At 68.7% G+C, this 21,107-nt stretch carries 21 protein-coding genes; 12 read left to right on the top strand and 9 right to left on the bottom strand.

Annotated features, from left to right (window positions below):
• Positions 1–138: 138 nt before the first annotated feature.
• Positions 139–3,471, top strand: a complete 3,333-nt coding sequence (locus OG817_RS27050) for a S8 family serine peptidase (protein ID WP_406047422.1) — start codon at positions 139–141, stop codon at positions 3,469–3,471.
• 45 nt (positions 3,472–3,516) lie between these two features.
• On the opposite strand, the gene OG817_RS27045 is transcribed toward OG817_RS27050, so the two are convergent.
• The gene (locus tag OG817_RS27045; RefSeq protein ID WP_406047421.1) at positions 3,517–4,704 is read right to left on the bottom strand and encodes an MFS transporter; all 1,188 of its coding nucleotides are present in this window, start codon (positions 4,702–4,704) and stop codon (positions 3,517–3,519) included.
• Positions 4,705–4,771: 67 nt separating this feature from the next.
• Here OG817_RS27045 and OG817_RS27040 point away from each other — a divergent pair, with 67 nt between their 5' ends.
• Positions 4,772–5,443, top strand: coding sequence for a FadR/GntR family transcriptional regulator (locus OG817_RS27040; RefSeq protein WP_406047419.1), 672 nt, complete (start codon positions 4,772–4,774; stop codon positions 5,441–5,443).
• Here the strand turns inward: OG817_RS27040 and OG817_RS27035 are convergent.
• Genes OG817_RS27035 through OG817_RS27020 form a run of 4 tightly spaced genes read right to left on the bottom strand, consistent with a single transcriptional unit; the run spans position 5,424 to position 7,924 of the window.
• A complete protein-coding gene (locus OG817_RS27035) occupies positions 5,424–6,329 on the bottom strand; it encodes a pyridoxamine 5'-phosphate oxidase family protein (RefSeq protein WP_406047418.1) in 906 nt (301 codons plus the stop codon). The two genes, OG817_RS27040 and OG817_RS27035, sit on opposite strands and share 20 nt — an antisense overlap.
• The gene (locus OG817_RS27030; protein ID WP_406047417.1) at positions 6,326–6,928 is read right to left on the bottom strand and encodes a CGNR zinc finger domain-containing protein; all 603 of its coding nucleotides are present in this window, start codon (positions 6,926–6,928) and stop codon (positions 6,326–6,328) included. The genes OG817_RS27035 and OG817_RS27030 overlap by 4 nt, the downstream gene beginning before the upstream one ends.
• Positions 6,929–6,972: 44 nt before the next feature.
• Entirely contained in the window at positions 6,973–7,485 is a 513-nt protein-coding gene (locus OG817_RS27025; protein WP_406047416.1) for an RDD family protein, read from the bottom strand.
• Between the two features lie 34 nt (positions 7,486–7,519).
• Complete coding sequence (locus OG817_RS27020; protein ID WP_406047415.1) at positions 7,520–7,924, bottom strand: hypothetical protein; 405 nt, start codon at positions 7,922–7,924, stop codon at positions 7,520–7,522.
• A gap of 183 nt (positions 7,925–8,107) precedes the next feature.
• Between OG817_RS27020 and OG817_RS27015 the strand changes: the two genes are divergently transcribed.
• The 3 genes from OG817_RS27015 to OG817_RS27005 all read left to right on the top strand — a co-directional run bounded on the left by OG817_RS27015 (position 8,108) and on the right by OG817_RS27005 (position 10,107).
• A complete protein-coding gene (locus OG817_RS27015; protein ID WP_406047414.1) occupies positions 8,108–8,359 on the top strand; it encodes a TfoX/Sxy family DNA transformation protein in 252 nt (83 codons plus the stop codon).
• A 51-nt stretch (positions 8,360–8,410) separates the two neighbouring features.
• Entirely contained in the window at positions 8,411–9,418 is a 1,008-nt protein-coding gene (locus tag OG817_RS27010; protein WP_406047413.1) for a proline racemase family protein, read from the top strand.
• A 107-nt stretch (positions 9,419–9,525) separates the two neighbouring features.
• Positions 9,526–10,107: an NAD-dependent epimerase/dehydratase family protein gene (locus tag OG817_RS27005; RefSeq protein ID WP_406047412.1), complete on the top strand. Its 582-nt coding sequence runs from the start codon at positions 9,526–9,528 to the stop codon at positions 10,105–10,107.
• 3 nt (positions 10,108–10,110) lie between these two features.
• Here the strand turns inward: OG817_RS27005 and OG817_RS27000 are convergent, their stop codons facing one another.
• The gene (locus tag OG817_RS27000; RefSeq protein ID WP_406047411.1) at positions 10,111–10,608 is read right to left on the bottom strand and encodes a winged helix-turn-helix transcriptional regulator; all 498 of its coding nucleotides are present in this window, start codon (positions 10,606–10,608) and stop codon (positions 10,111–10,113) included.
• Between the two features lie 26 nt (positions 10,609–10,634).
• Between OG817_RS27000 and OG817_RS26995 the strand changes: the two genes are divergently transcribed.
• The 5 genes from OG817_RS26995 to dhaK all read left to right on the top strand — a co-directional run bounded on the left by OG817_RS26995 (position 10,635) and on the right by dhaK (position 15,236).
• The gene (locus OG817_RS26995; RefSeq protein WP_406047410.1) at positions 10,635–11,867 is read left to right on the top strand and encodes an MFS transporter; all 1,233 of its coding nucleotides are present in this window, start codon (positions 10,635–10,637) and stop codon (positions 11,865–11,867) included.
• Positions 11,868–11,942: 75 nt separating this feature from the next.
• Positions 11,943–12,800, top strand: a complete 858-nt coding sequence (locus OG817_RS26990) for a ketose-bisphosphate aldolase (RefSeq protein ID WP_406047409.1) — start codon at positions 11,943–11,945, stop codon at positions 12,798–12,800.
• Positions 12,797–13,603 carry an HAD-IA family hydrolase gene (locus OG817_RS26985; RefSeq protein WP_406047408.1) on the top strand — a complete coding sequence of 269 codons (807 nt, stop codon included), beginning with the start codon at positions 12,797–12,799 and terminating at the stop codon, positions 13,601–13,603. Before OG817_RS26990 ends, OG817_RS26985 begins: the two co-directional genes overlap by 4 nt.
• Positions 13,600–14,244 (top strand): dihydroxyacetone kinase subunit DhaL, encoded by a 645-nt coding sequence (dhaL, locus tag OG817_RS26980; protein WP_396395150.1) that lies wholly within the window; start codon positions 13,600–13,602, stop codon positions 14,242–14,244. Before OG817_RS26985 ends, dhaL begins: the two co-directional genes overlap by 4 nt.
• A complete protein-coding gene (gene dhaK, locus OG817_RS26975; protein WP_406047407.1) occupies positions 14,241–15,236 on the top strand; it encodes a dihydroxyacetone kinase subunit DhaK in 996 nt (331 codons plus the stop codon). The genes dhaL and dhaK overlap by 4 nt, the downstream gene beginning before the upstream one ends.
• A 23-nt stretch (positions 15,237–15,259) precedes the next feature.
• Here dhaK and OG817_RS26970 read toward each other — a convergent pair whose 3' ends face one another.
• Together OG817_RS26970 and OG817_RS26965 are read right to left on the bottom strand one after the other, a co-directional pair.
• A complete protein-coding gene (locus OG817_RS26970; RefSeq protein ID WP_406047406.1) occupies positions 15,260–16,507 on the bottom strand; it encodes a GAF domain-containing protein in 1,248 nt (415 codons plus the stop codon).
• A 44-nt stretch (positions 16,508–16,551) separates the two neighbouring features.
• On the bottom strand, positions 16,552–17,142 hold the full coding sequence (locus OG817_RS26965) for a hypothetical protein (RefSeq protein ID WP_406047405.1): 591 nt from the start codon (positions 17,140–17,142) through the stop codon (positions 16,552–16,554).
• Positions 17,143–17,381: 239 nt separating this feature from the next.
• On the opposite strand from OG817_RS26965, the gene OG817_RS26960 reads away from it, so the two are divergent.
• Entirely contained in the window at positions 17,382–17,975 is a 594-nt protein-coding gene (locus OG817_RS26960) for an RNA polymerase sigma factor (protein ID WP_396395154.1), read from the top strand.
• Entirely contained in the window at positions 17,965–18,444 is a 480-nt protein-coding gene (locus OG817_RS26955; protein ID WP_406047404.1) for a hypothetical protein, read from the top strand. Before OG817_RS26960 ends, OG817_RS26955 begins: the two co-directional genes overlap by 11 nt.
• Before the next feature lie 5 nt (positions 18,445–18,449).
• On the opposite strand, the gene OG817_RS26950 is transcribed toward OG817_RS26955, so the two are convergent.
• Positions 18,450–21,077 (bottom strand): CHAT domain-containing protein, encoded by a 2,628-nt coding sequence (locus tag OG817_RS26950; RefSeq protein WP_406047403.1) that lies wholly within the window; start codon positions 21,075–21,077, stop codon positions 18,450–18,452.
• Positions 21,078–21,107: the final 30 nt, after the last annotated feature.

Below are 21,107 nucleotides of genomic sequence, written 5' to 3'. Positions count from 1 at the left end.
GGCCGTCCGACGGCTTGACCGGTTTCCGTCATGTCCGGGACTTGTCACGGTGGTCCGTGGCCGGAGTGGTGAGAGATCGGATACGACAGGTGCATCAGGACGCACCAGATCGGTGCCTGGAGCAAGGATGGAGCCCTCGTGGCCTTGTCGAAACCACTTCCGACCCGGACGGCGCTGCTGCTCACCGGCGCGCTGCTGCTGTCCGCGGTGACCGTTCCGGGCCTCGCGTCCGCCGCCAAACCACCACCGCCCGGAGCCACACCAGCCGCCCCAGCGCTGTCCGGCCCGGCCACGGTCACGCTGCTGACCGGTGACCGCGTCACGCTGACCCCGGACAAGAGCGGGACGCCGCGCGTCAACGTCCGCTCTCGTGACGGAAAGAGCGGGACCAACGGGTTCTCCGTCCGCAACGACCACGGCCGGATCAGCGTCGTACCGCATGACGTCGCGACGCTTGTGCCCGACGTACTCGATCCTGCGCTGTTCGACGTGAGCGGTCTGGTCGAGATGAAGTACGACGACGCGCACCGCGCGGACCTGCCGGTGATTGTGCGCCAGGGTGCTGGTGAGCGCACGATGGCGAGCAACGGGTTCACCGCGACCCGCGAACTGGCCAGTGTGGATGCGACGGCCGGCCGGATCGAGAAGTCCCGTACGACGACGTTCGGTACATCGCTGATCACGGCGAGGGCGGCCGGGCCGGCCAAGATCTGGCTGGATGCGGCCGTGCACGGCGAGTCGACGACAGCGGTCGAGGCCGCGCCGCGGGACGGGTACCTGGACCAGATCAAGGCACCGGCCGCCTGGGACCGCGGACTCGACGGGCGTGGCGTCAAGGTCGCGATCGTGGACTCGGGCATCGATGCGGATCACCCGGCCCTGTCCGGGAAGGTGACGGCCACCGCCGACTTCACCGGCGAAGGCACCCAGGACGACCTCGGTCACGGGACGCATGTGGCTTCGCTCGTCGCCGGGAACGGCGCGGGATCGGACGGCGCCCGGCAGGGTGTCGCGCCCGGCGTCGAACTGATCTCCAGCAAGGTCCTCAACGCCGCGAACGAGGGCTCCGAGTCCGGCGTCATCGCCGGACTGGAGTGGGCGGCCGACCAGCACCCGGACCTGGTGAACGTCAGCCTCGGCGGTTGGGCGCCGCGCTTCGGCGACGACCTGATGGCCGACGCGGTCGACCGGCTGACCGACAAGACCGGCGCTCTGTTCGTAGTTGCTGCCGGCAACAGCGGGTCGTTCCTCCCCACCCCGTTCTCGATCGAGTCGCCGGGGACCGCCGCGTCCGCCCTCACCGTCGGTGCGGTCGACGCCACCGACCACAAGGCGCAGTTCTCGAGCGAGGGTCCGACCTGGTCGTACGTGCAGAAGCCAGAGGTGTCCGCACCGGGCGTGAACATCCTGGGCGCCCGGGCCGGTGCCCGCGACGGCGACCTGTATGTCGCGTATTCCGGGACGTCCCAAGCGACGCCGCAGGTGACCGGATCGGCGGCCCTGCTGCTCCAGCAGCACCCCGAACTGACCTGGCAGCAGCTCAAGGCACGCCTGAGCAGTGCCGTGGACGACACCGGTACGTACACCTCGTGGTCCGGCAGCGGGCGGCTGAACCTGGCCACCGCGACCTCGAACAGCCTGTCGGCTGACGTCGGCGTCGTCGACTTCGGCGCGATCCGCCACCCCGATGACGCCCCGCAGACCCGCAATGTCACGCTGACCAATCCGGGCAGCGAGCCGCTGGCAGTCACGGCCGCCGACCACGAGGTGCTGTCGGGCAACATCACAACGGCACCCGACGCAGCCGTCGTCGTGTCCCCGGCCACGCTGACGGTTCCGGCCGGCGGTACGGCGAGCTTGACCGTCACCCTGGACCCGGCGACCGTCGCCGACGCCATGTGGCAAGGCTCGATCGACCTGCTCGGGGCCGACGGCAAGGAACTCCTGCGCCTCGCCCTGAACGCCTACGACGAGCCGCCGGCGTACGACGTCTCCGTCCAGGTGCTCGACCGCGACGGCAAGGCCGTGTCCGGCGGGTGGGTGAACGGGTTCAACGGCAACAACGGGGACTTCGTCCAGTTCACGCTCGACGACCAGGGCCGCAGTACCCGCCGGATCTCGCCAGGCGAGTGGAGCATGTGGACCTTCGTGACCACCGGCGACACCGTCGCGATGACCGGCGGTACGGACTTCACGGTCGCGAAGGACACCGACTTCACGTTGGACGCCCGGAAGACGGTGCGCCTGAACGTGCCCGTGGTCGAGGGACAGCCGACCAAGGCGACCGAGGCCGGAGTCACCGCCCTGCGCGCGTCGGATCCGGGGAAGTGGCAGGCGGAGGAGATGTACCCGCCGGTCGCGGACATTGCCGCCGGCAAGGTGTACGTGCAACCGACCGGCGCAACCAAGAACGGGATCGTCGAAGCCGTCACCCTCTGGCGGCTGGACTCGACCAAGAAGGCCGGCCACGACGCTCCGGATCTGTACCAGGTCTACCAGAGCGCGAACCGGTTCACCGTGCCGTTGGCGAAGAACCTCGACCGCAAGGCCATCCGCGCGATGGCCCGGGTCGACACGACCTTCGGCGGCGTCTGGGGAAGCGGTACGTCGGGCCTCGGACGCGGAGTCCGAAGCTCGGTGACCACCTTCGGCGGAGAGCTCTGGCAGACCGTCAAGACGCCCTCCCACCGTGTGGAGATGCTGTCCGCGGGCCCGGGGATCCAGTGGTGGCAGTGTCTGGATTCACCGGCCACCGGTTCCGCCGGTGTCTGCGACAACCCGGAGCGGACCTACAAGCCCGGCGAGAAGGTGCGCTCGGTCTTCGGTACGGCGATGCATCCGCAGCTCAACATCGGCGAGATCTTCAACGGGGACTTCAACCTCCAGGTCGGCGTGGCTGATCCCGGCCACCTGGGTGTTCTCGACACCGCGCTGATCGACGACGTACGGCTCGCGCTCTATCGCAACGGCGTCAAGCTCGGAGAGCAGAAGAACACGTCGGGCTTCTTCCAGGTCCCCAGCGGTACGGCGCGTTATCGAGTGGAGCACAGCTGGAAGACGGATCAGCTCCCGAGCTCCACGGAGGCGAAGACGACCTGGGAGTTCACGGCCACCCCACCGGCGGAGTGGGCGAACCCGATCCGGCCGTCGATGCTGAGGCTCGACTACGACCCGTACGTTTCTCTGGACGGCAGCGCGCCCGCTGGGCGGCCGATGGTGTTCGATCTGCGAGTCGGAGCCCAGGACCGTGCGACGACCGCACCGGTCAAGTCGGCCCGGCTGTGGATCTCGTCGGACCGCGGTAAGCACTGGACGCCGGCGCCGCTGCTCCGCACCAAGGACGGCTACCGGACGATGATCGCTCCGTGGTCGTTGCTGCCCGGGCACACCCTGTCGGTCCGTGCCGCGATCACGGACACGGCGGGCAACTCGGTCGACCAGACCGTCCTCGACCTGGTCCCCGTGCGCTGACCGACGGACTCGAAGGCCCGGGTGCATGACCCGGGCCTTCGAGCGTCACGCCGTTCGGGTGTCGCGGCCGACGACGATGCCGATGACGATCTGTACGGCGGCCAGGGTCGCGAACAGGATGAGCGTTGCGTCCCAGTTGCCGGTGCGTTCGGCGAGGAGGCCGGCGATGACAGGGCCGGTGGCCGCGAGGAGATAGCCGACGGCCTGCGCCATACCGGACAACTGGGTCGCCTCGTGGTGGCTGCGGCCACGGATGCTGATGAGGGAGAGTGCGGCGACCAGGGCGGCGCCCTGGCCCAGCCCGGCGAGGACGACCCAGACGACGATCAGACCTGGCGCCAGCAGGATTCCGAGCAGGGCAACGAGGATCGGAACGCTGGCGGTGATCGTGCCGGCGCGTTGATCGGTCGGATGCTTCAGCAGCCGGGGAATCGCCAGGCCGCCGACGAGGCCGAAGCACTGGAAGAGAAACAGATGGACGCCGGCGGTCCGCTCCGAGACACCGGTAGAGATCTCGATGGTGGGCAGCCAGTTGACGAGGAGGTAGAAGCTCGTCGACTGCAGACCCATGAACGCGGTGATCAGCCAGGCCATCGGCTGCCGCCAGACGCTCACCGGGGGAGTGCCGTCGTCGGGGTCCGGCGGCGGCATTGGCACGGACGCGGACCGCCGCGGCAGCCAGATCACGGCGACGACGGCGGCAAGACCTCCCCAGACCGCCAGCGCGAGCCGCCAGTCGGCCGCGTCCGCGATCGGCACGGCCGAGACCGAAGCTATCGCGGCGCCGCCGGTGATGAAGGCCGTGTACACCCCGGTCGCGCGGGACACGTTGCCCGCATAGTCGCGCTTGAGGATAACGGGGACCAGGACGTTGCCGACTGCGATCGCGGCACCGACCACGATCGTGCCGAGCCACAGTCCGGGCAGCCCGGTGTAGGACCGGGCGACGCTGGCGACGGCGAGGACGAGCAGCGAGACGAACACGGCCCGCTCCATCCCGTGGCGCCGGGAAAGTCGATGAATAAGAGGCGAGGCCAGTCCGAAGGCGATGAGCGGCAGCGTGCCGAGCAGGCCGAGCGCTCCCTCCCCGAGCTGCTCGTCGGCACCGATCTGCGGCAGCACCGGGCCGACCGCGGTGAGCGCCGGACGCAGGCACAGGGCCACCAGGAAGACGGTCGCGGTCAGCAGGGCGGCCCGTCGTCCGATCGGCGGCTCGGCCGGCGGTTTCAGCACATCCTCACTCCTGACTAGATGTCCTACATTTACACTGTAGCCTGGGCGGAGAACGGAGGTTGTCGAGGTGTCACTGAGTGGACCGGTGCGTCAGGTGCCGCTGGTGCTGCAGGTCTCCGAGCAGTTCCGGGGGCTGATCGAGTCCGGCACGTGGCCGGTGGGCGGCAGGATTCCCGGCGAGAACCAGCTCGCCGTCGAGCTGGGGGTCAGCCGGGGAACCGTGCGCGAGGCGTTGCGGTCGCTGAGCCTGACCGGTCTGTTGGAGCCGCGGGTCGGCGACGGCACGTACGTGCGCGCGACCAATGAGATCAGCGGTGTTCTCGTCCGCGACGAGCTGTCGGCGTCGCTGACGCATGTCCTCGATGCGCGGGCCGGCATCGAGGCCGCGGCCGCGCGGCTGGCCGCCCAGCTGCCCGATGGAGTCGCCGGGCTTGACGCGGCACTCGAGGCACGCAGCGCAGCGCATGAAGCCGGCGATCTGGCCGGTTACGTCGCCGCCGACGCGGGCTTTCATCGAGGTGTGGTGGAAGCCAGCGGCAACCCGCTGTTGCTCCGTCTGTACGACGCTCTTGCGGAAGTGCTGACCGACTCGATCCACCAGACCGCCACGATCCCCGAGGACACCAAGGTCCGCGATGCCCACTTCACGTTGCTGGCGGCGATCCGCGACGGCGATCCGGAGGCCGCGGCCAAGACGTCGTACGCGCTGATCGAATCGGTCAAGCAATCTGCTGGGTGATGGCGGACGGCCACAGCACACCGGCGGCTGCGTGGAAACGGACCGAGCGACCAGTGGCGAAGTCGTTGCCCGTAGCATCGTTAGAGTCCCACTCTAGAGTTGCTCTTCCGGTGAGCTGGAGTACGTCGCCGCTCTCGAAGTCGATGAACAGCAGCGCAGCCGTGGGATCGACGGCGAGGTTCCCCATGCTGTTGAACATGTTGTTGCCCGCGTAGTCGGGCCAGATCACGTCGGCGCCGTCGACCTGCACGAATCCGGGGGAGCCGCCCTTGTGCGAGGCGTCCGCTCCGCGGGTGGGGTGTTCCGTCCCCAGGAAGAACGTGTCCGCAGTCGTAATGATCCGGTGCGCTTCGTCCGTCAATTGGCCGCGCGCAGTCAACGCTGAATGCGCCGGGCTGACCGGCCGCGACGGGCCCTGCGTGATCTGTCGCGGCTGGATGTACGACGGGCAGTTGCCGAACGCCTCGTGGACATCGAGGGTGAGACCGTTCTCGGCCACGTCCGTGATCCAGCCGTTGACTCTGACTCGCCGGCGACGCTCGAGGTCGATCGCCAGTACTCCGCCTGACTGGTCCGGCGCGAGATTGTGCAATGCGTCCGCCGGTGCGGGCTTGGTCTTCACCAGCAACAGTTGGCCCTGACCCGCGAGAAACCCTGGCTGGGCGACCAACGGGGAAGCCCACAGCCGGTGCTGCTCGTCGCGCGCGACGAGAACCGCGAAGGACTGCAACGCCAGGATCGCGGCCCGGCCGCCTGTCAGCGACACCGGTCCGAGCATGCCTTCCAGGCGCGATGCTGCGTCCCGCAGTCCGGCTCGCGCCTGCACAGCCAGCTCGCCCTCGTGGAATCCAGTAGTCGGCGTCGGTGTGTTCGGTGCGGCGGTCATCGTGCGTCTCCGGATCCCCGGTGGGTCTTGTGGTAGTGCCGTGCAGCGCGGGCGCGGTTCCCGCAGCCGGCGCTCGAGCACCAGATCCGGCGCTTGTTCTCCGCCAGGAACAGCATCGAGCACGACGACGACGCGCATCGCCGCAGCGTTGCCAGCCGATCGGCGTCCGACAGCAGATCGATCGCCTCGCGGGCGAGCGCAGCAAGTATCGCGTTCCCGCCGAGCTCGGTGTGCCACCGCGTCTCCGCCACCGATCCGTCAGGCCCCAGCTTGAGTTGTCGGCTCGTCGGGACCGCGGCGGCGTACGCGTTGACGTCGGCTACTGAGGTCGCCTGCGGCGCGCGGCCTTCGAGGTGTGCGTCGAAGAGGTCGCGGATCGCGGACCGAAGGCGCAGTACCGCAGCCTCGGGTGGCCGGGGTCCGCTCGGGAGCCGGTCCGACTGCAGCTCCCACCAGGCGTCGGGCCGCTCCGACAGCAGGTCGCGTGGCGGGTCGACGACCAGGATCGCCGTATCCACGAGGTCGAGCGCCGCGAGCGGCTCCCCACCCATCGGAAACCCGGCATCCTGCATCGCATCGATCGTTGGCATAACGGACATGCTGGCAGTCTAAGCATTAGGTCAGCGAATCACAAGCGATAAATCTAACTACTAGATGGATTGATAGGCGTTAGGATCACGCGAGTGCCGGCCATCGCGTCGTACGGCGATACGCGGGCGAACAGCCCTGCGATCCAGACCAGGACAACGGCGTACAGCACGATGCTCACGACGATCAGCCAACCGCCGGGCTCGGCCTCGGTGGCGAACCCATAGGCGACCGTGTGGCCGAGCTCCCACGGCACGGTCACCTTCAGAACGTTCCGCGCCAGCGCCCGCCCGAACGACACTCGCCGGCCAGTCCGAGCCGACACCACCATCAGCCCGCGCAGCCGCTTGCCGGGCGTAGCCCCACGCGCCGACTCCCGCCAGGCCAGCCACAGTGTGGCGGGCAGAACCAGCAGCAGAAACGAGCCGAGGTTGAGCGCCCAGACCGGCAGCTCGAGCCCGCGCACCGCCAACCCGATCGGAACCAGGGCCAACGCCAGTACCAGAATGCACAGCCAATCGACCAGCCACGCCGTGAGCCGCAGCCAGGCCAGCCGTGGCCTCGTCACCATGGCGCACTAGCCGCTGTCGGCCGCCGCGGCGTCACTCGTCGACTGGTTTGCGGCGGGAGCGCAGGACCTGCGCGAAGGTGAGGAGGCCGGTCGCGAAGGTGACCAGGATGAGGAGGGCGACGCGGTCGGTGCGGGCCTGCTGACAGTCGGCGAGGATGGTCTGCCGCGCATCGACCTCCCGCTTCTGCCGATATTCCGGGGGCTCGTCGGACGCGCGAACCTTGTCCACGTACGCCGAGAACGCGTCGGACTCGTCCTCAGTGAGCGGCTCGTCCAGGTCCTGCGTCTCGGAGCTGAGCCGGCCCAGCGCAGGGCACTTGACGCCCACAGGGTCGCCGTCGAACCCGGAGTACTTCACATCGGCGGAGTTGAAGAACAAGAACAACATCCACGCAGCACCAAGCAAGGCCAGCAGCCCAGCCCACTTGCCCTTCATCCCACGCATCCCTTCCGTCGCGAACCCACCACATCCTGCCCGCCGAAGGGTCGACCACCCGACCTGTCGCCGTAGGTGATGCATCCGGCGACGCTGGGGCAGGCACGCTGACCCGGATCGCCTTGCCCGGTTGGCGGATGCGTTCGACGATGCCATCGAGTTGTTCGGATTGGAGAAATGGGCATGAGCGACCTGACCTCGGCGCCGAACATCGGCCCCGTCCTGGCCGGAGAACTGCAAGCACTCGGACTCGAGACCGTCGATCAACTGAGCGAACTCGGCTCGCTCGAGGTCGGCCGTCGGCTGGAGGCCCGCGGCTTCCACGACTGCGCCCACGCGGTCCTTGCCGTCGAGGGCGCAATCCGCGGAGTCCGCTGGACCACCATCCCCGCCGACGAACGTCACGCGCTCGCCGACAACTGGAAGTCCCGCTGATCTCGATCAGTAAAATCTGTGGCACATGCCACCGGGTGGTTGGGAGCTGGGATGCGAGTCAGCGTGACCGATTACCACACGGCCGGCGAGCCGTTCCGGATCGTGACCGGCGGCCTTCCCGACCTGCCGGGACAGACGATTCTGGAACGGCGCGCGTACGCGCAGGCGTCGCCTGAGGTCGACGCGGTGCGGCAACTTCTGGTCAACGAGCCGCGGGGACATGCCGATATGTACGGCGGATTCCTGGTGCCGCCCGATGACGACGGTGCCGACCTCGGCGTCGTGTTCTGGCACAAGGACGGCTACTCGACGGCGTGCGGTCACGGCACCATCGCGCTCGGCGCGTGGGCTGTCCGGACCGGGCAGATCCCTGCCGCGCCGGACGGCGACACCGAGGTGGTGATCGACGTACCCTCGGGCCGCGTCCTGGCCCGCGTCAGTTGTGTGGGCGGTGAAGTCGAGCAGGTCTCGTTCCGCAACGTCCCGGCGTACGTCGTTGCCCGGGGCATCGAAGTCGCGATCGGCCGCGGCAAGGTCCGGGCGGACATCAGCTATGGCGGCGCCCTCTACGCATCCGTCGACGCATCCTCGGTCGGCCTCGAGGTGAGGCCGAAGAACAGCACCGACCTGATCTCTGTCGGGCGCGAGATCAAGTGGGCGCTGAACGACACGCAGTGGGCGCGGCACCCGACCGACAGTCGCCTGGACGGCATCTACGGCACGATCCTGTACGACGACCTCGGCGGGACCGAGAGCGGTCCGCACCAGCGCAACGTCACGATCTTCGCGGACGGTGAACTGGATCGCTCGCCGTGTGGTTCCGGCACTTCCGCACGCATCGCGCTCCTGGCCGAGGACGGCCGGCTGCCGATCGGCCACACCCTCAAGCACGACTCGATCGTGGGTACGACGTTCCTCGGCCGGGTTGTGGAGCACGTCGAGGCCGACGGTCATCAGGCCGTCGTCACCGAAGTGACCGGCGCCGCCTACGAGACCGGCCAGGCCACGTTCACACTGGATCCGCGCGATCCGCTCGGCACCGGGTTCGTGCTGCGTTAGCCCTGTCACACATCACCTGGCTTGACGATTCGATAGTCAGCTTCTAAAGTCAGAAACGGATTCTGGATATAGAACATCCAGAACAATAATCGATGGGAGCTGGAGCGATGAGGATCTTTCTTGCCGGGGCGTCGGGTGTGATCGGGCGGGCGCTGATTCCGCGGCTGGTGGCCGACGGACATGTGGTCGGGGGAATGACACGATCGGTCGCGAAGACCGAACTGGTGAAGGGACTCGGGGCCGAGCCGATCCTGTGCGACGTGTTCGATCGCGACGCGCTGATCCAGGCGTTGGGTGACTTCAAGCCGGACGTGATCCTGAACGAGCTGACCGACCTGCCGGACGATGCGACGCGGATCGGCGCGCATGCGGAGCTGAACGCCAGGATCCGGACCGAGGGCAACCAGAACCTGATCGAGGCCGCGCGGCGGGCCGGGTCGCCGAAGATCCTGGCCCAGACCGTTGCCTGGCAGCTGCCTGACGGACCCGATGCCCTGGCGGTCGCGGAGCTGGAGCGATCGGTTCTCGCCGAGGGTGGCGTCGTCCTGAGCTATGGACAGTTCTACGGGCCGGGCACGTACAACGAGAAGCAGGTGCCCGCGGAGCCGCGGATCCACATCGACCGGGCCGCGGAGCGCACGGTGCAGGCACTGCGCGAGCCGAGCGGCGTGGTCGTCATCACCGACTGATCGTCAGCCGTCCCGTGGGCCGGCCCAGTCGCCGTTCGCGACGATTGCGAGATCCTCGAGCTCGAGGTTCTTGCCGGACGCGGTCCGCGGGCCGATGATCACCGGCTCGCCGGTGCCTCGCTCGACCAGGCTCAGCGGCCCGCCTTCCTCGTCCTGCACGTACTTGTTGCCCCACTGCATGAGCGCGAAGACCGCAGGCAACAGGTCCCGGCCTTTGTTCGTCAGCAGGTACTCGGAGCGGGTCCGCTGGCCCGGCTCGCGATACGGCCGCCGGCTGAACAGGCCGATCTCGGTCAGGTCCTTGAGCCTGGCCGCCACGATCGCGTCGGTCAGCCGCGTACGCCGGGTGAAGTCGTCGAACCTCGTGGTGCCGTAGAAGGCCTCGCGCAGGATCACCATCGACGACCGGGTGCCGATCAGATCCATCGTCATCGCGATCGAGCAGTTCTCGAGTGTCCAGGTGCTCCGATCGGCCAGCACCCCTTCGAACGTGATCGCCATACCTCGTCCTTTACAAGGAGTTTCCGATGTCATCCTCTCACGTGGTGGCCGAGCGGCCTGTTGTCCGCCGGCGGCCGACCATCCCTGCCGGCCTCGCCATGGCAGGCGCGGCGATCACCTTCACCGCGCTGTATCTCGCGGCCGGGGCGCTGACCCCGTTGCTGGTGTTCTACAAGGAGCGGTGGGATTTCGCGCCGTCCCTGCTGGCGTTGGCGTTCGCGGTCTATGCGGTCGGCTTCCTCGCTGCCGTACTCACCGTTGGTTCGCTCTCCGATCACATCGGCCGGCGTCCGGTGCTGATCGGTGCCCTGGTCATCCAGATCGCCTCGAATCTCACCTTTCTCGCCGCTTCGAGCGTGGGCTGGGTGATCGCCGGCCGGATCATCCAAGGCGTCGCCAGTGGTGTGGCGACGGCCGCCTTCACCGCAGCGCTGGTGGAACTCGCGGCGCCGAACCGGAAACGGCTGGGCACGATCCTGGGCAGTGTCGGACTGACCGGAGGTCTTGGTTTCGGCTCCTTGCTGGCCGGTCTCGCGATCCAGCTCACGCCGGCGGCGAACTCGATCATCTTCGTCGTACTGACCATCGTGACGATCCTCGGAACGATCGTGGTGGTCCTGTCGCCGGAGACCGTCACCCGGGTCCCCGGGGCGTTGCATTCGCTGGTCCCACGCATCGCCTTTCCGTCGGCGACCCGCCGGGAGTTCGCCGCGGCCGCGCCCGTGGTCGCCGCGGTCTGGATGCTCGCGGGTCTGTCGGGCGGGCTCGCACCGAGCATGGTGCGCAGCGTCTTCCACCTGAACAGTGGGCTTCTCAACGGCTTCGCGGGGTTCGTCGCGCCGGCCGCGTCCGCTGTGGTCGGGCTGGCATTCGCCCGCGTCGACTCGCGGCGGGCGATGACGTGGGGGATCTACGCATCGATCGTCGGGGCCATCGGCATCATCACCGGTGTCCTGGCCGGAAGCCTGGCCGTCATGATCATCGGGCAAGCCATCGCCGGTGTCGGCTTCGGTGCGGCGTTCACGGCCGCCCTCCAGCTGATCTTCCCGCTCGCGCCCCCGCACCAACGCGCCGGCGTCGTCGCCGGGATCTACCTGGTGTCCTACCTCGCGCTCGGCATTCCCGTGGTCGTCGCCGGCCAGCTGGCAGGCCCCATCGGTGAGGTTCCCGCGGTCACGTCGTACACGGCCCTGACTGTTGTCCTCGCTCTCGCCAGCCTGATCGCCCAGCTCCGCCTCAAGCGCAGTACCTACGCCTAGGCGTGCAGCACTTCTGCAGCGTTCGGCGAGGCAGGCTGGCAGGGAGCGGTGGCGTTGCCGCGGAGAGGAGGGATCATGCCTGTCGCGCCCCTGAAGGAACTCGTCGACGAGGCTCTGGCCAAGGGGTACGCCGTTCCCGCGATCAACGTGGTGGACGAGCTGAGCCTGCGTGCCGTCGTCGACGCCGCCGTGGAGCTGCGCTCGCCGCTCATCGTCCAGACGTCGGTGAAGACCGTGAAATCAGTCGGCCGCGACGTCGTCAAGGCGATGTTCGACGCGACTGTCGCCCCGGTGCCCGTGCCGGTGTCGCTGCATCTCGACCACTGCCCGGACCGCGCGGTGATCAGCTCGTGCCTCGCGGCCGGCTGGAACTCCGTGCTGTTCGACGCGTCGGCACTCCCGGTCGAGGAGAACCAGCGCCAGACCGTCGAGGTCGTTGCCGAGGCCAGGACGTACGGCGCTCATGTCGAGGGCGAGATCGAGGGGATCACCGGTGTCGAGGACGGGGTGGGATCGGACACCGAGTCGGCGCGTCAGTCCCTCGAGATCGCCACGCGGTTCGTGGAGACCACCGGGGTCGACGTCTTCGCCCCGGCGATCGGCAACGCCCACGGCATCTACCACTCTCTGCCGAACCTGGACTACCAGCGGATCACCGACCTCGTGGCGGCGACCGGGATCCCGATGGCGCTGCACGGTGGCTCGGGGCTGAGCCGTGAGCAGTTCCAGGACCTGATCGGCCGGGGCTGCTCGAAGGTGAACATCTCGACGGCTCTCAAGGTCGCCTACATGACGTCGTCGCTGGAGCACCTCGAGCAGGCGCGGGCCACGAACAAATGGGACCCGCCGTCGTTGTTCACCCACATCCACGCGGCTGTGAAGTCCATGGCCGCCGAGCACATCGAGATCTTCGGCAGCGGCGGCCGGGCATGACCGCGATCATCTTCGACTGCGACGGCGTACTGGGTGATACCGAACGCGACGGGCACTTGCCGGCGTTCAACGCGACGTTCGAACAGTTCGGGCTGCCGGTGCGATGGTCGGTCGAGCAGTACGGCCGGCTGCTGCGGATCGGCGGCGGCAAGGAGCGTCTGGCCACCGTGCTGGACGACCCCGAGGTGTGGCGCGCGGCCGGGTCGCCTGCGACGCCCGAGGAGCGCGCCGAGGTTGTGGCGACATGGCACCGGGCCAAGACGAAGGCGTTCACCGACTTGGTCGCCGCTGGGATCATCCCACCGCGTCCCGGCGTACGACGGATCATCATGGACGCACTGGCGGCCGGGTGGACAGTTGCGGTGGCGTCGACGTCGGCTGAGCCGTCAGTTCGCGCCGTTCTCGCCGGAGCTGTTGGTGCCGAGGTGGCGGCCACCATCCCGGTGTTCGCGGGCGACGTCGTACCGCGGAAGAAGCCCGATCCGGCCGTCTACGAGCTGACCGTCAAGGAGCTCGGGCTGGATCCGGCCGAAACCCTGGTCGTCGAGGACTCGCGCAACGGACTGCTCGCCGCCGGCGGCGCCGGGCTGGCCACCGTCGTGACCGTCAGCGGCTACACCCGCGACGAGGACTTCACCGGGGCGGCGCTCGTTGTCACCAGTCTGGGCGACCCGGGCGGTGAGCGGCTCGAGGTTCTCGCGGATCCCTGGGACATCGAACCGGTCGATGCGCTCAGCCTCACCGAGCTCTCCCGCCTGGCCGGCCGGCCACCCCACGAAGAAACCCAAGGAGGGCAGACATGACGGACAGCTGGAACGAGGTCGACGTCGTCATGACGACGATCATCGACACCTGCCTCGCCAACGAGAAGTACTTCGGCGACCTGGACTCGGTGGTCGGCGACGGGGACTTCGGGTACTCGCTGGCCCGCGGCTTCGAGAAGCTGCAGGCGCAGTACGCCGAAATGGACCGGACCGACATCGGCACCTTCCTGAAGAAGGTCGGGATGCTGGTGACGTCGCGGATCGGCGGGACGTCCGGCCCGATCTGGGGGACCGGGTTCCTGCGCGCGGGGATGACCGCCGGTACGGCGACCTCCCTGGACGGCGCGACCGTCGTGGCGATGTTGCGGTCCGCGGTCGCGGGCATCATGGCGCGCGGCGGGGCCGAGTTGGGGGAGAAGACGCTGCTCGACGCGCTGGTCCCGATGACCGACGCCATCGAGGAGGCGCTCGCCGCGGGGGCGAGCAGTGACGAGATCGTCGACCGGGCCGCGGTGGCCGCCCGGTCAGCCGCCGACGCCACGGTGGACATGGTCGCGAAGCGCGGCCGCGCCGCCTATACCGGCGAGCGCAGCCGTGGATCGGTCGACGCCGGGGCCACCGCCGTCGCCGTGCTCATGGAGCAGATCGCGAAGAACTGGAAGGGGAGGGAGTCCCGATGAAGAAGTTCGTCAACGATCCGAAGAACTACGTGCCGGAGATGCTGCAGGGGATCGCGCTGGCCAACCCGGAGACCCTGAAGTACGTCCCGGAGTACAACCTGATCATGCGGACCGACGCGCCGCGCGACGACAAGGTGTCGATCGTCCAGGGATCGGGGTCCGGGCACGAGCCGGCCCACGTGATGACGGTCGGCAAGGGCATGCTCGACGCCGCCTGTCCGGGTGACGTGTTCGCGGCGCCGCCGATGGAGTACGTGTACGAGACCACCAAGCTGCTCGCGTCGCAGAAGGGCGTGCTGCTACTGGTGAACAACTACACCGGTGACCGGATGGCGTTCGACATGTCGCAGGAGATGAGTGCGGCCGATGGTCTGAATGTCCGCACGCTGATCATCGACGACGACGTCTCGGTCAAGGACTCGACGTACACGGTCGGCCGGCGCGGGGTGGCCGGCAACTTCTTCGTGATGAAGGCGGTCGGCGCGGCGTCCGAACAAGGCGCGGACCTGGACGAGCTGGTCCGGATCGGCGAGAAGGTCAACTCGGTCACCCGGACGATGGGGATGGCGCTCACGGCCTGTACGCCGCCGGCCAAGGGCTCCCCGCTCTTCGACCTCGGCGCCGACGAGATGGAGATGGGCGTCGGTATTCACGGCGAGCCGGGGCGTAGTCGCGAGAAGCTCGCGTCGGCCAACGAGATCATCGATCAAATGCTCGAGGCGGTCCGGTCCGACCTGCCGTACGAGTCCGGCGACAACGTCGCGCTGATGATCAACGGCCTCGGTGGAACGCCGATCAGCGAGCTGTACCTGCTCTACGGCCGCGCCCACCAGGTGCTCACCGACCGGGGCATCAACGTACGGCGCAACTACGTCGGGGAGTACTGCACGTCACTCGACATGGCCGGTGCCTCGGTCACCCTGGTCAAGCTGGACGACGAGATCGACGGTCTGCTGTCCGCACCGGCCGAGATCGCGATCCGCGTCTTCTGACGTTCGCCGGGGATCGGGGGTGGTCAGCCCTCGGTCCCCGCCGCGTTCAGGCCGTAGTCGGTACGGAGGCGCCGTACCTCGGACTGGGCCGCCGGCCACAGCGGAGAGGTCGGCGACAGCAAGGTCAGTTGGCGTTCCCACGCGGCCAGGTCGTTGACCCCGGCGTACGAACGGGTCCATGCCACGACCAGGTCGACGTCCTGGGTCTGCAGTACGGCGGCCCGGATCCGGTTCTCGAGACGGTTGCGGGAGGCAACGACACCGGGGGCGTCGGACTGCGGCAGCAACGGGCCGACGTACCGCCGCAGCGCTGACGACAGCAGGTGGGAATCGAGGTCGTTGGCGGTCTCGAGCCAGTCGGCGGCGATGTCCCGGCGCAGCCGGTAGGGACGGGACTCGACGATGTCGGCGCCGAGGAGGGCCCGGAGCCGGGTGACCTCGCCTCGCAGCGAGGACCGGTGATCCGCCGCGCCGTAGAGCGCGTCCGACAACTCCTCCGCGCTGAGGCCCTCAGGGTGCTCGGCCAGCAGAACGAGGATGTCGCTGTGCCGCCGGCTGAGCCGGAGGTCGCGGTCATCCACGCGTACCTCGGCGTCCGGTCGGCCCAGGGCGGAGATGTGCACTCGATGGCCCGAGTCACCGGTGATTCTGCGAAGGATCGTCAGCCGGCCGAGCTCGGCCTCGGCCATGCGGGCGGCGGCGCGTACCAGGGCCAGCGACTGGGGTGAGCTGGCATCGGCGCCGCCCGTGACGTCCACGACGCCGAGCACTCGATGCGTCTCCGGGTCGTAGATGGGCGCGGCGGCGCACGACCACGGTTGGACCAGGAGCGTGAAGTGTTCCGCCGACCGGATCTGGACCGGCCCGGCGACCTCCAGCGACGTACCGAGGGCGTTTGTGCCGACCTGTCGTTCGGCCCACCACGCGCCTTCGCTGAAGTGGATGCCGTCCGCGGCGCGCAGTACATCGGGACGCCCGCACACCCACAACAGCCGTCCGTCACTGTCACCGATCGCCATCACGCTGTCACTGTCCTCAGCGGCCCGGCCCAGTACGTCGTACAGCATCGGGAAGACCGCGGCGAGTGGATGCTCGGCCCGGTACGCCGCCAACTCGTCGGCCCGGAACGCGAACGGCGCCGCCGTCCCGGAATCCAGCCCTGCCGCGATGGACCGCCCCCAGGAGGCCGCGACAAGCCCCCGCACGTGCTGCTCCCCACCCTCGAGGAACTCCTCGTGCCGCCGATGCAACCCCCGATCGACCCGATCCACCCTCCAAGGGAACTGCGCCCACCCCGGAAAGTCCAGCATGCCCGTCAGGGGGCGGCTGACTGCAGGGAGAGGCTGAGGCCGTTGGTTTCCTGGTGGACGTAGACGTCGAGGCGGGTTCCTTCGTCGATCATCACGCTGCCGCGGCCGGTGGCCTCGATGACCTGTACGTCGCCGATCTCGTCGTACACCGTCATGGCGGCGTCGACCACGTAGCTGTAGTTTCCCGGCTTCGTTGCGGTGACCCGCCGGCTCACCACGGGCTGTGCACTGGTGGCGTGCAGCGTGGCGACCCGCGTTCCTTCGAGGCTGATGACGATGACCTCTTCCAGCGCGCCTTCGGTGAGTTGGTCGGAGACGGTGAGATTGATCGGATCGGGCTGTTCGGGCGGTGTCGTCGTCCGGGTCGGCGGTGTGTTCGGCGACGTGGGCGGTGACGTGGGCGGCGGTACGTACGGCGCGGTCGTCACGATCGCGTCGGCCTTGGTGACGTCACCGTCCTGACCGGGAAGCCCGGTCTTCGCGAGGATCGGGATCAGGGCGGCGAGCAGCCCGATCAGGGCCGTCAGAGTCTGGCCCAAGGTGCCGAGGCGGGTCCACCAGCTCTCGCGGCCGGGATTCCCGTTCGGTGTAGTCATTTCTCCTCCCTACGCAGTGCGTTCTGAGGTCAGAGAATCGGCCGGCTCGGTAAATACCTTTCGGTATCAGAATCCGGGTCCCGGGCTCTTGTCGGCATCACGTCGATCGGAAGGAGGCGGAGATGGCGACAGGTACTTTCACCACCCATTTACTCCCGGCGCGCGGCAGGAACCGCGAAAGGCGTGCGGGCTGTGGACTGCGTCGCCCACCTCGGCGAGAATGCCGTGGGGGGCGGGCGATGGACCAGCAACGGCATGCCGACAATCAGGCGCTCGTCGCTTTGGTGCGTTCCGCCGACCCGGTCGCCTGGCGGACACTGACGGATCGCTACACCAATCTTCTGTGGCATATCGCCCGCGGAATGCGGCTGAGCCAGGACGATGCGGCGGACGCCATCCAGACCACCTGGCTCCGGCTGGTGGAGCGTGTCGACACCGTTCGGCAGCCCGAGAGCATCGGAAGCTGGCTGGCCACCACGATGCGGCACGAATGCCTGGCGGCGTTGCGGCGCCGGTCCAAGGTGGTGGTGCTGGAGATCTTCGACGATCTGCCGGACCACGCCGATCCGTTCGACGACGCGCTGCTGCGAAGAGAGCAGGATGCCGCGTTGTGGCGGGCGTTCCGCTCGATGAAGCCACGGTGCCAGACCTTGCTGCGGGTGTTGATGACCGATCCGCCGCCCAGCTACACCGAGGTGGCGTCGGCGCTGGACATGCCCGTGGGGAGCATCGGCCCGACCCGTAAGCGTTGTCTCGCGGCGCTGCGCGAGATCATGGCGGCCGACCCGTATCCGTTCGAGTCCACGGCCGCGGAGCCTGGCGGTGATCAGTGAGATGAACGCCGACCATGATGACGACGCACTGCTGGCGTGGTTGAAGCGAGTCGCAGCAGAGGCCGACCCGATGCCCGGCGACATCACCGCCGCCGCGCACGAAGCGATCGGCCTGCACGACCTCGACGGGCAGTTGGCCGAGCTGATCGCAGACTCCGCCGGGTCGACCCCGGAGTACGACGCGGTACGGCGTACAGAGGCCTCGGACCGCCTGCTGTCGTTCGAAGGCGGAGGTGTCCGGGTCGAGCTGGAGATCGTGCCGGAAGACGGTGAGCTGACTGTCATCGGGCAAGTCATCGGTGCATCGCCGGAGGGCTGCGAGCTCGAGTACGGCGATGGCCGCCGCGAGACCTTGCCGCTGGATGACCTCGGACGTTTCCTGGTCGACCAGAGGCGGAGCGGACCGGTGCGGATCCGGTGCCGGTCGGCCGACGGCAGCCCGGTGATCACCTCGTGGATCAACCTGTGACCGCGTCAGCGGCCGAGAGCCACGAACGACAGGGCAGTCGCGACCGCGACCGGGTCGTCGCCGACGCCGGCCCGGGCCTTCTGGAGGGCGACGCCGAAGGAGGCCCCGGCGCGCAAGTGCTGGTGGAAATCGACCATCAACCCAGCGGTGGCGGTGTCGTTGACCGGTACGACGCTGGCCAGCAGGCTCGCCGTACCGAGCGGGACGAGCGCGGACACAGCGCCGAGGAGCTCGTCCGCACCGATCGGAGCCGCAACGCCGGACTCGCAGCTGGACAGGACCAGTCGCAGCGGCGCGCGGCGGAGTCTGCCGAGGTCGTAGAGAGTCAGTGGCCCGTCGTCGAGAGCGAACGCGGAGAACAGCGGGTTGTCGCGGCGCAAGCGTCCGTGGGCCGCGATGTGTGCGGTCCAGGCGCCGTCCAACGCGGCCAAGGTCTTGTCGGCAGTGGCCTCCCCGTTGGCGAGGACGTCCGCAGTCGGATAGTTGCCTCTGATCTGCCGCAGTTCGTCGTCACCGCTGCGGAGACCAGGTCCTGCGACGAGAGTGACGCGGCGTTCTCGCGGCGGGTGCAGGCGCCCGGCCCGCAACCACATCGACGCCGACGGCGCGACGACGACCGGGGCCGGTCTCAACGTCGGCAACATCGCCCAGGGCACCGCATGCAGAGCCGCCGGCGGCACGATCAGGACGGGTCCGTCGCCGAGATCCGCGGCAGCCGGTCCCAGCAGGACCTGTTGCAGCCGGAGACCGACCGCGTCTATTCGTTCGACAGCTCCGGAGTGCGCGCGACCGTGCGCGAGCCGGCGCAGCATGAACAGTGCGAGATCGAGCTCCCGGACGGCGACCTCGACCGGGCCGATCGGATACATGCGTACTCGTCGGCCGGCGACCGTGATCGCATGGAGTACGCCGTCGAGCGCAGTGATCTCGACGAGGCAATGTTCTCCCAGACCGTCGATCAGCGTGCCGAGGTCAGCCGCATCATCACGGCGACGCGGATCGGTCGAGGTGCCGGAACTGTTGCCGAGCCGCCTGGTTCGGGCCCGGATGGAGGACTCGAGGCGGCTCCTTTCGAGCTGGAGTCGATCGGTGTCCTCGTCCGCTCGCTGAGCGGCCTCGACGCGTCGAGCCGCGTTGCGCAGCGCGGTGAGCTCAGCCGCCAGTTCGGGATCGTCGGGAGGGCGGACCGGCGGCAACGCGAGCGCACCGGCGCGCCATTGCTCGCTCCAGCGCAACAGCATGCGCGCGTCGTTCCGTCGTACGGCGTGACGCTGCGCCAGGGCAGCGAGCTCGACGCCGTACGTCGCAGCGTGGGCACGCAACTCTGGTGCGGCCAAGGAGCGTTGGTGATCGGCCGCGGCATCGAGACCGTGCCGGCAGGCGATCAGGGTCGCAGCAGTGTCGCCACGTCCCTCGGCCCGCAGCGCGTGGGCCAGCCAACCGGCCGCATGCCCGAACGTCGGACCGCGGTGACGGAAGCGCGCTGCGAGGGCGAGATGCCGTTCGGCGTCGGCCCCGCGTCCCTGGTCTGCAGCGAGGCGGCCGGCCAGAAGGTGCGCCGAGAGTGCGTCCGGGGAGCTGAACTCATCGAGCTGATCGGCCAGCCGCTGGGCCTCGGCGCAGAGCCGATCACCACGCTGACCGGCGTCGTACTGTGCCTGGAGCGTGAGGTACGTCGTCCGCGCAAGCCAGCCCTTCCGGCTCTGCTGGCGGAACAGCCGACCGGCTTGTACAGCGCGTTCCTCGGCGAGAGCTGGTCGTCCGGCGGCCTGTGCGGCTTGTGCCACGGCGAACAGCAGTTCGGCGGTGCCGGTCCCGCCCGGATCGCGACGCAGATGGTCGCGCAGGACCTGTTCGGTCGTGGCGACAGCTTCGGTTGCGAGGCCGGCGGCGAGCAGTACGGCGCAGCGGTCGATCGCCAGACTCGGCCACTCCGTCTGCAATGCCGTGTAACGCGCCGCGGCCTCGTCGAGGAAGCCCAGCGCCGCGGGCAGGTCGCCTGCCTGGAACGCCACGTCGGCGCGATTGTGCACGAGCATGGCCGATTCGAGTTCCTGACCGTTGGCAGCCGACAGTTGCTCCGCCACCACCAGGTCCCGGTCGGCATGGGCAGCCTGTCCCAGGGCGGCGTACACCAGGAATCGGTGGGTGCGTGCGCGAGCCTCCCAGACCTGGTCGCCACCGCGATGCAGGAGCATGACGGCTTGGCGGAGGTCGGAGAGCGCTTCGTCGTACCGTCCGAGGACTCGGAGCAGGTATCCACGTCGGGTCAAGGCCCTTCCCGCGGCAGCGCCCTTGGTGTTCGCGATCGCCTGTTCCAGCAGGGTGAGCGCTTCGACGTGCTTGCCTCCGAGGCCGAGCGTGAGGCCGAGGGTCGCTTGGACGTCCGCGATGCGTTCGGGCTCGGCGGAGCTCTTGGCCAGGCGCAACGCGCGGCGGAGTTCGGTGACCGCTTCGGTCTGGTGGCCGGAGTCGCGCAGGACGATCGCCCGCGCCTGACGAGCGATCGATGCGGTCCGCGGGTCGGGAGTTTCCGCCAGCACCATGGCGGCTGCCGCCAGGGCCTCGGATGGGCGCGACACCGCCAGCGGCAGGAGTTGGTCGGGATCGTCGTGACGGTCACCGGCTGACATTCAAGGAGTCTAAGAAACTCACTGCGTAAT

The sequence above is a fragment of the Kribbella sp. NBC_00889 genome, from assembly GCF_045207705.1.
Lineage (GTDB): Bacteria > Actinomycetota > Actinomycetes > Propionibacteriales > Kribbellaceae > Kribbella.
The sequence above is the reverse complement of the archived record's forward strand: the minus strand, read 5'-3'. Positions and strand labels throughout refer to the sequence as shown.

Bases quoted from the DNA above. Each gene is read 5' to 3' on its own strand.
- OG817_RS27035 (WP_406047418.1), bottom strand. From the start codon at position 6,329: ATGACCGCCGCACCGAACACACCGACGCCGACTACTGGATTCCACGAG.
- OG817_RS27030 (WP_406047417.1), bottom strand. From the start codon at position 6,928: ATGTCCGTTATGCCAACGATCGATGCGATGCAGGATGCCGGGTTTCCG.
- OG817_RS27020 (WP_406047415.1), bottom strand. From the start codon at position 7,924: ATGAAGGGCAAGTGGGCTGGGCTGCTGGCCTTGCTTGGTGCTGCGTGG.
- OG817_RS27015 (WP_406047414.1), top strand. From the start codon at position 8,108: ATGAGCGACCTGACCTCGGCGCCGAACATCGGCCCCGTCCTGGCCGGA.
- OG817_RS27010 (WP_406047413.1), top strand. From the start codon at position 8,411: ATGCGAGTCAGCGTGACCGATTACCACACGGCCGGCGAGCCGTTCCGG.
- OG817_RS27005 (WP_406047412.1), top strand. From the start codon at position 9,526: ATGAGGATCTTTCTTGCCGGGGCGTCGGGTGTGATCGGGCGGGCGCTG.
- OG817_RS27000 (WP_406047411.1), bottom strand. From the start codon at position 10,608: ATGGCGATCACGTTCGAAGGGGTGCTGGCCGATCGGAGCACCTGGACA.
- OG817_RS26995 (WP_406047410.1), top strand. From the start codon at position 10,635: ATGTCATCCTCTCACGTGGTGGCCGAGCGGCCTGTTGTCCGCCGGCGG.
- OG817_RS26990 (WP_406047409.1), top strand. From the start codon at position 11,943: ATGCCTGTCGCGCCCCTGAAGGAACTCGTCGACGAGGCTCTGGCCAAG.
- OG817_RS26985 (WP_406047408.1), top strand. From the start codon at position 12,797: ATGACCGCGATCATCTTCGACTGCGACGGCGTACTGGGTGATACCGAA.
- dhaL (WP_396395150.1), top strand. From the start codon at position 13,600: ATGACGGACAGCTGGAACGAGGTCGACGTCGTCATGACGACGATCATC.
- dhaK (WP_406047407.1), top strand. From the start codon at position 14,241: ATGAAGAAGTTCGTCAACGATCCGAAGAACTACGTGCCGGAGATGCTG.
- OG817_RS26965 (WP_406047405.1), bottom strand. From the start codon at position 17,142: ATGACTACACCGAACGGGAATCCCGGCCGCGAGAGCTGGTGGACCCGC.
- OG817_RS26960 (WP_396395154.1), top strand. From the start codon at position 17,382: ATGGACCAGCAACGGCATGCCGACAATCAGGCGCTCGTCGCTTTGGTG.
- OG817_RS26950 (WP_406047403.1), bottom strand. From the start codon at position 21,077: ATGTCAGCCGGTGACCGTCACGACGATCCCGACCAACTCCTGCCGCTG.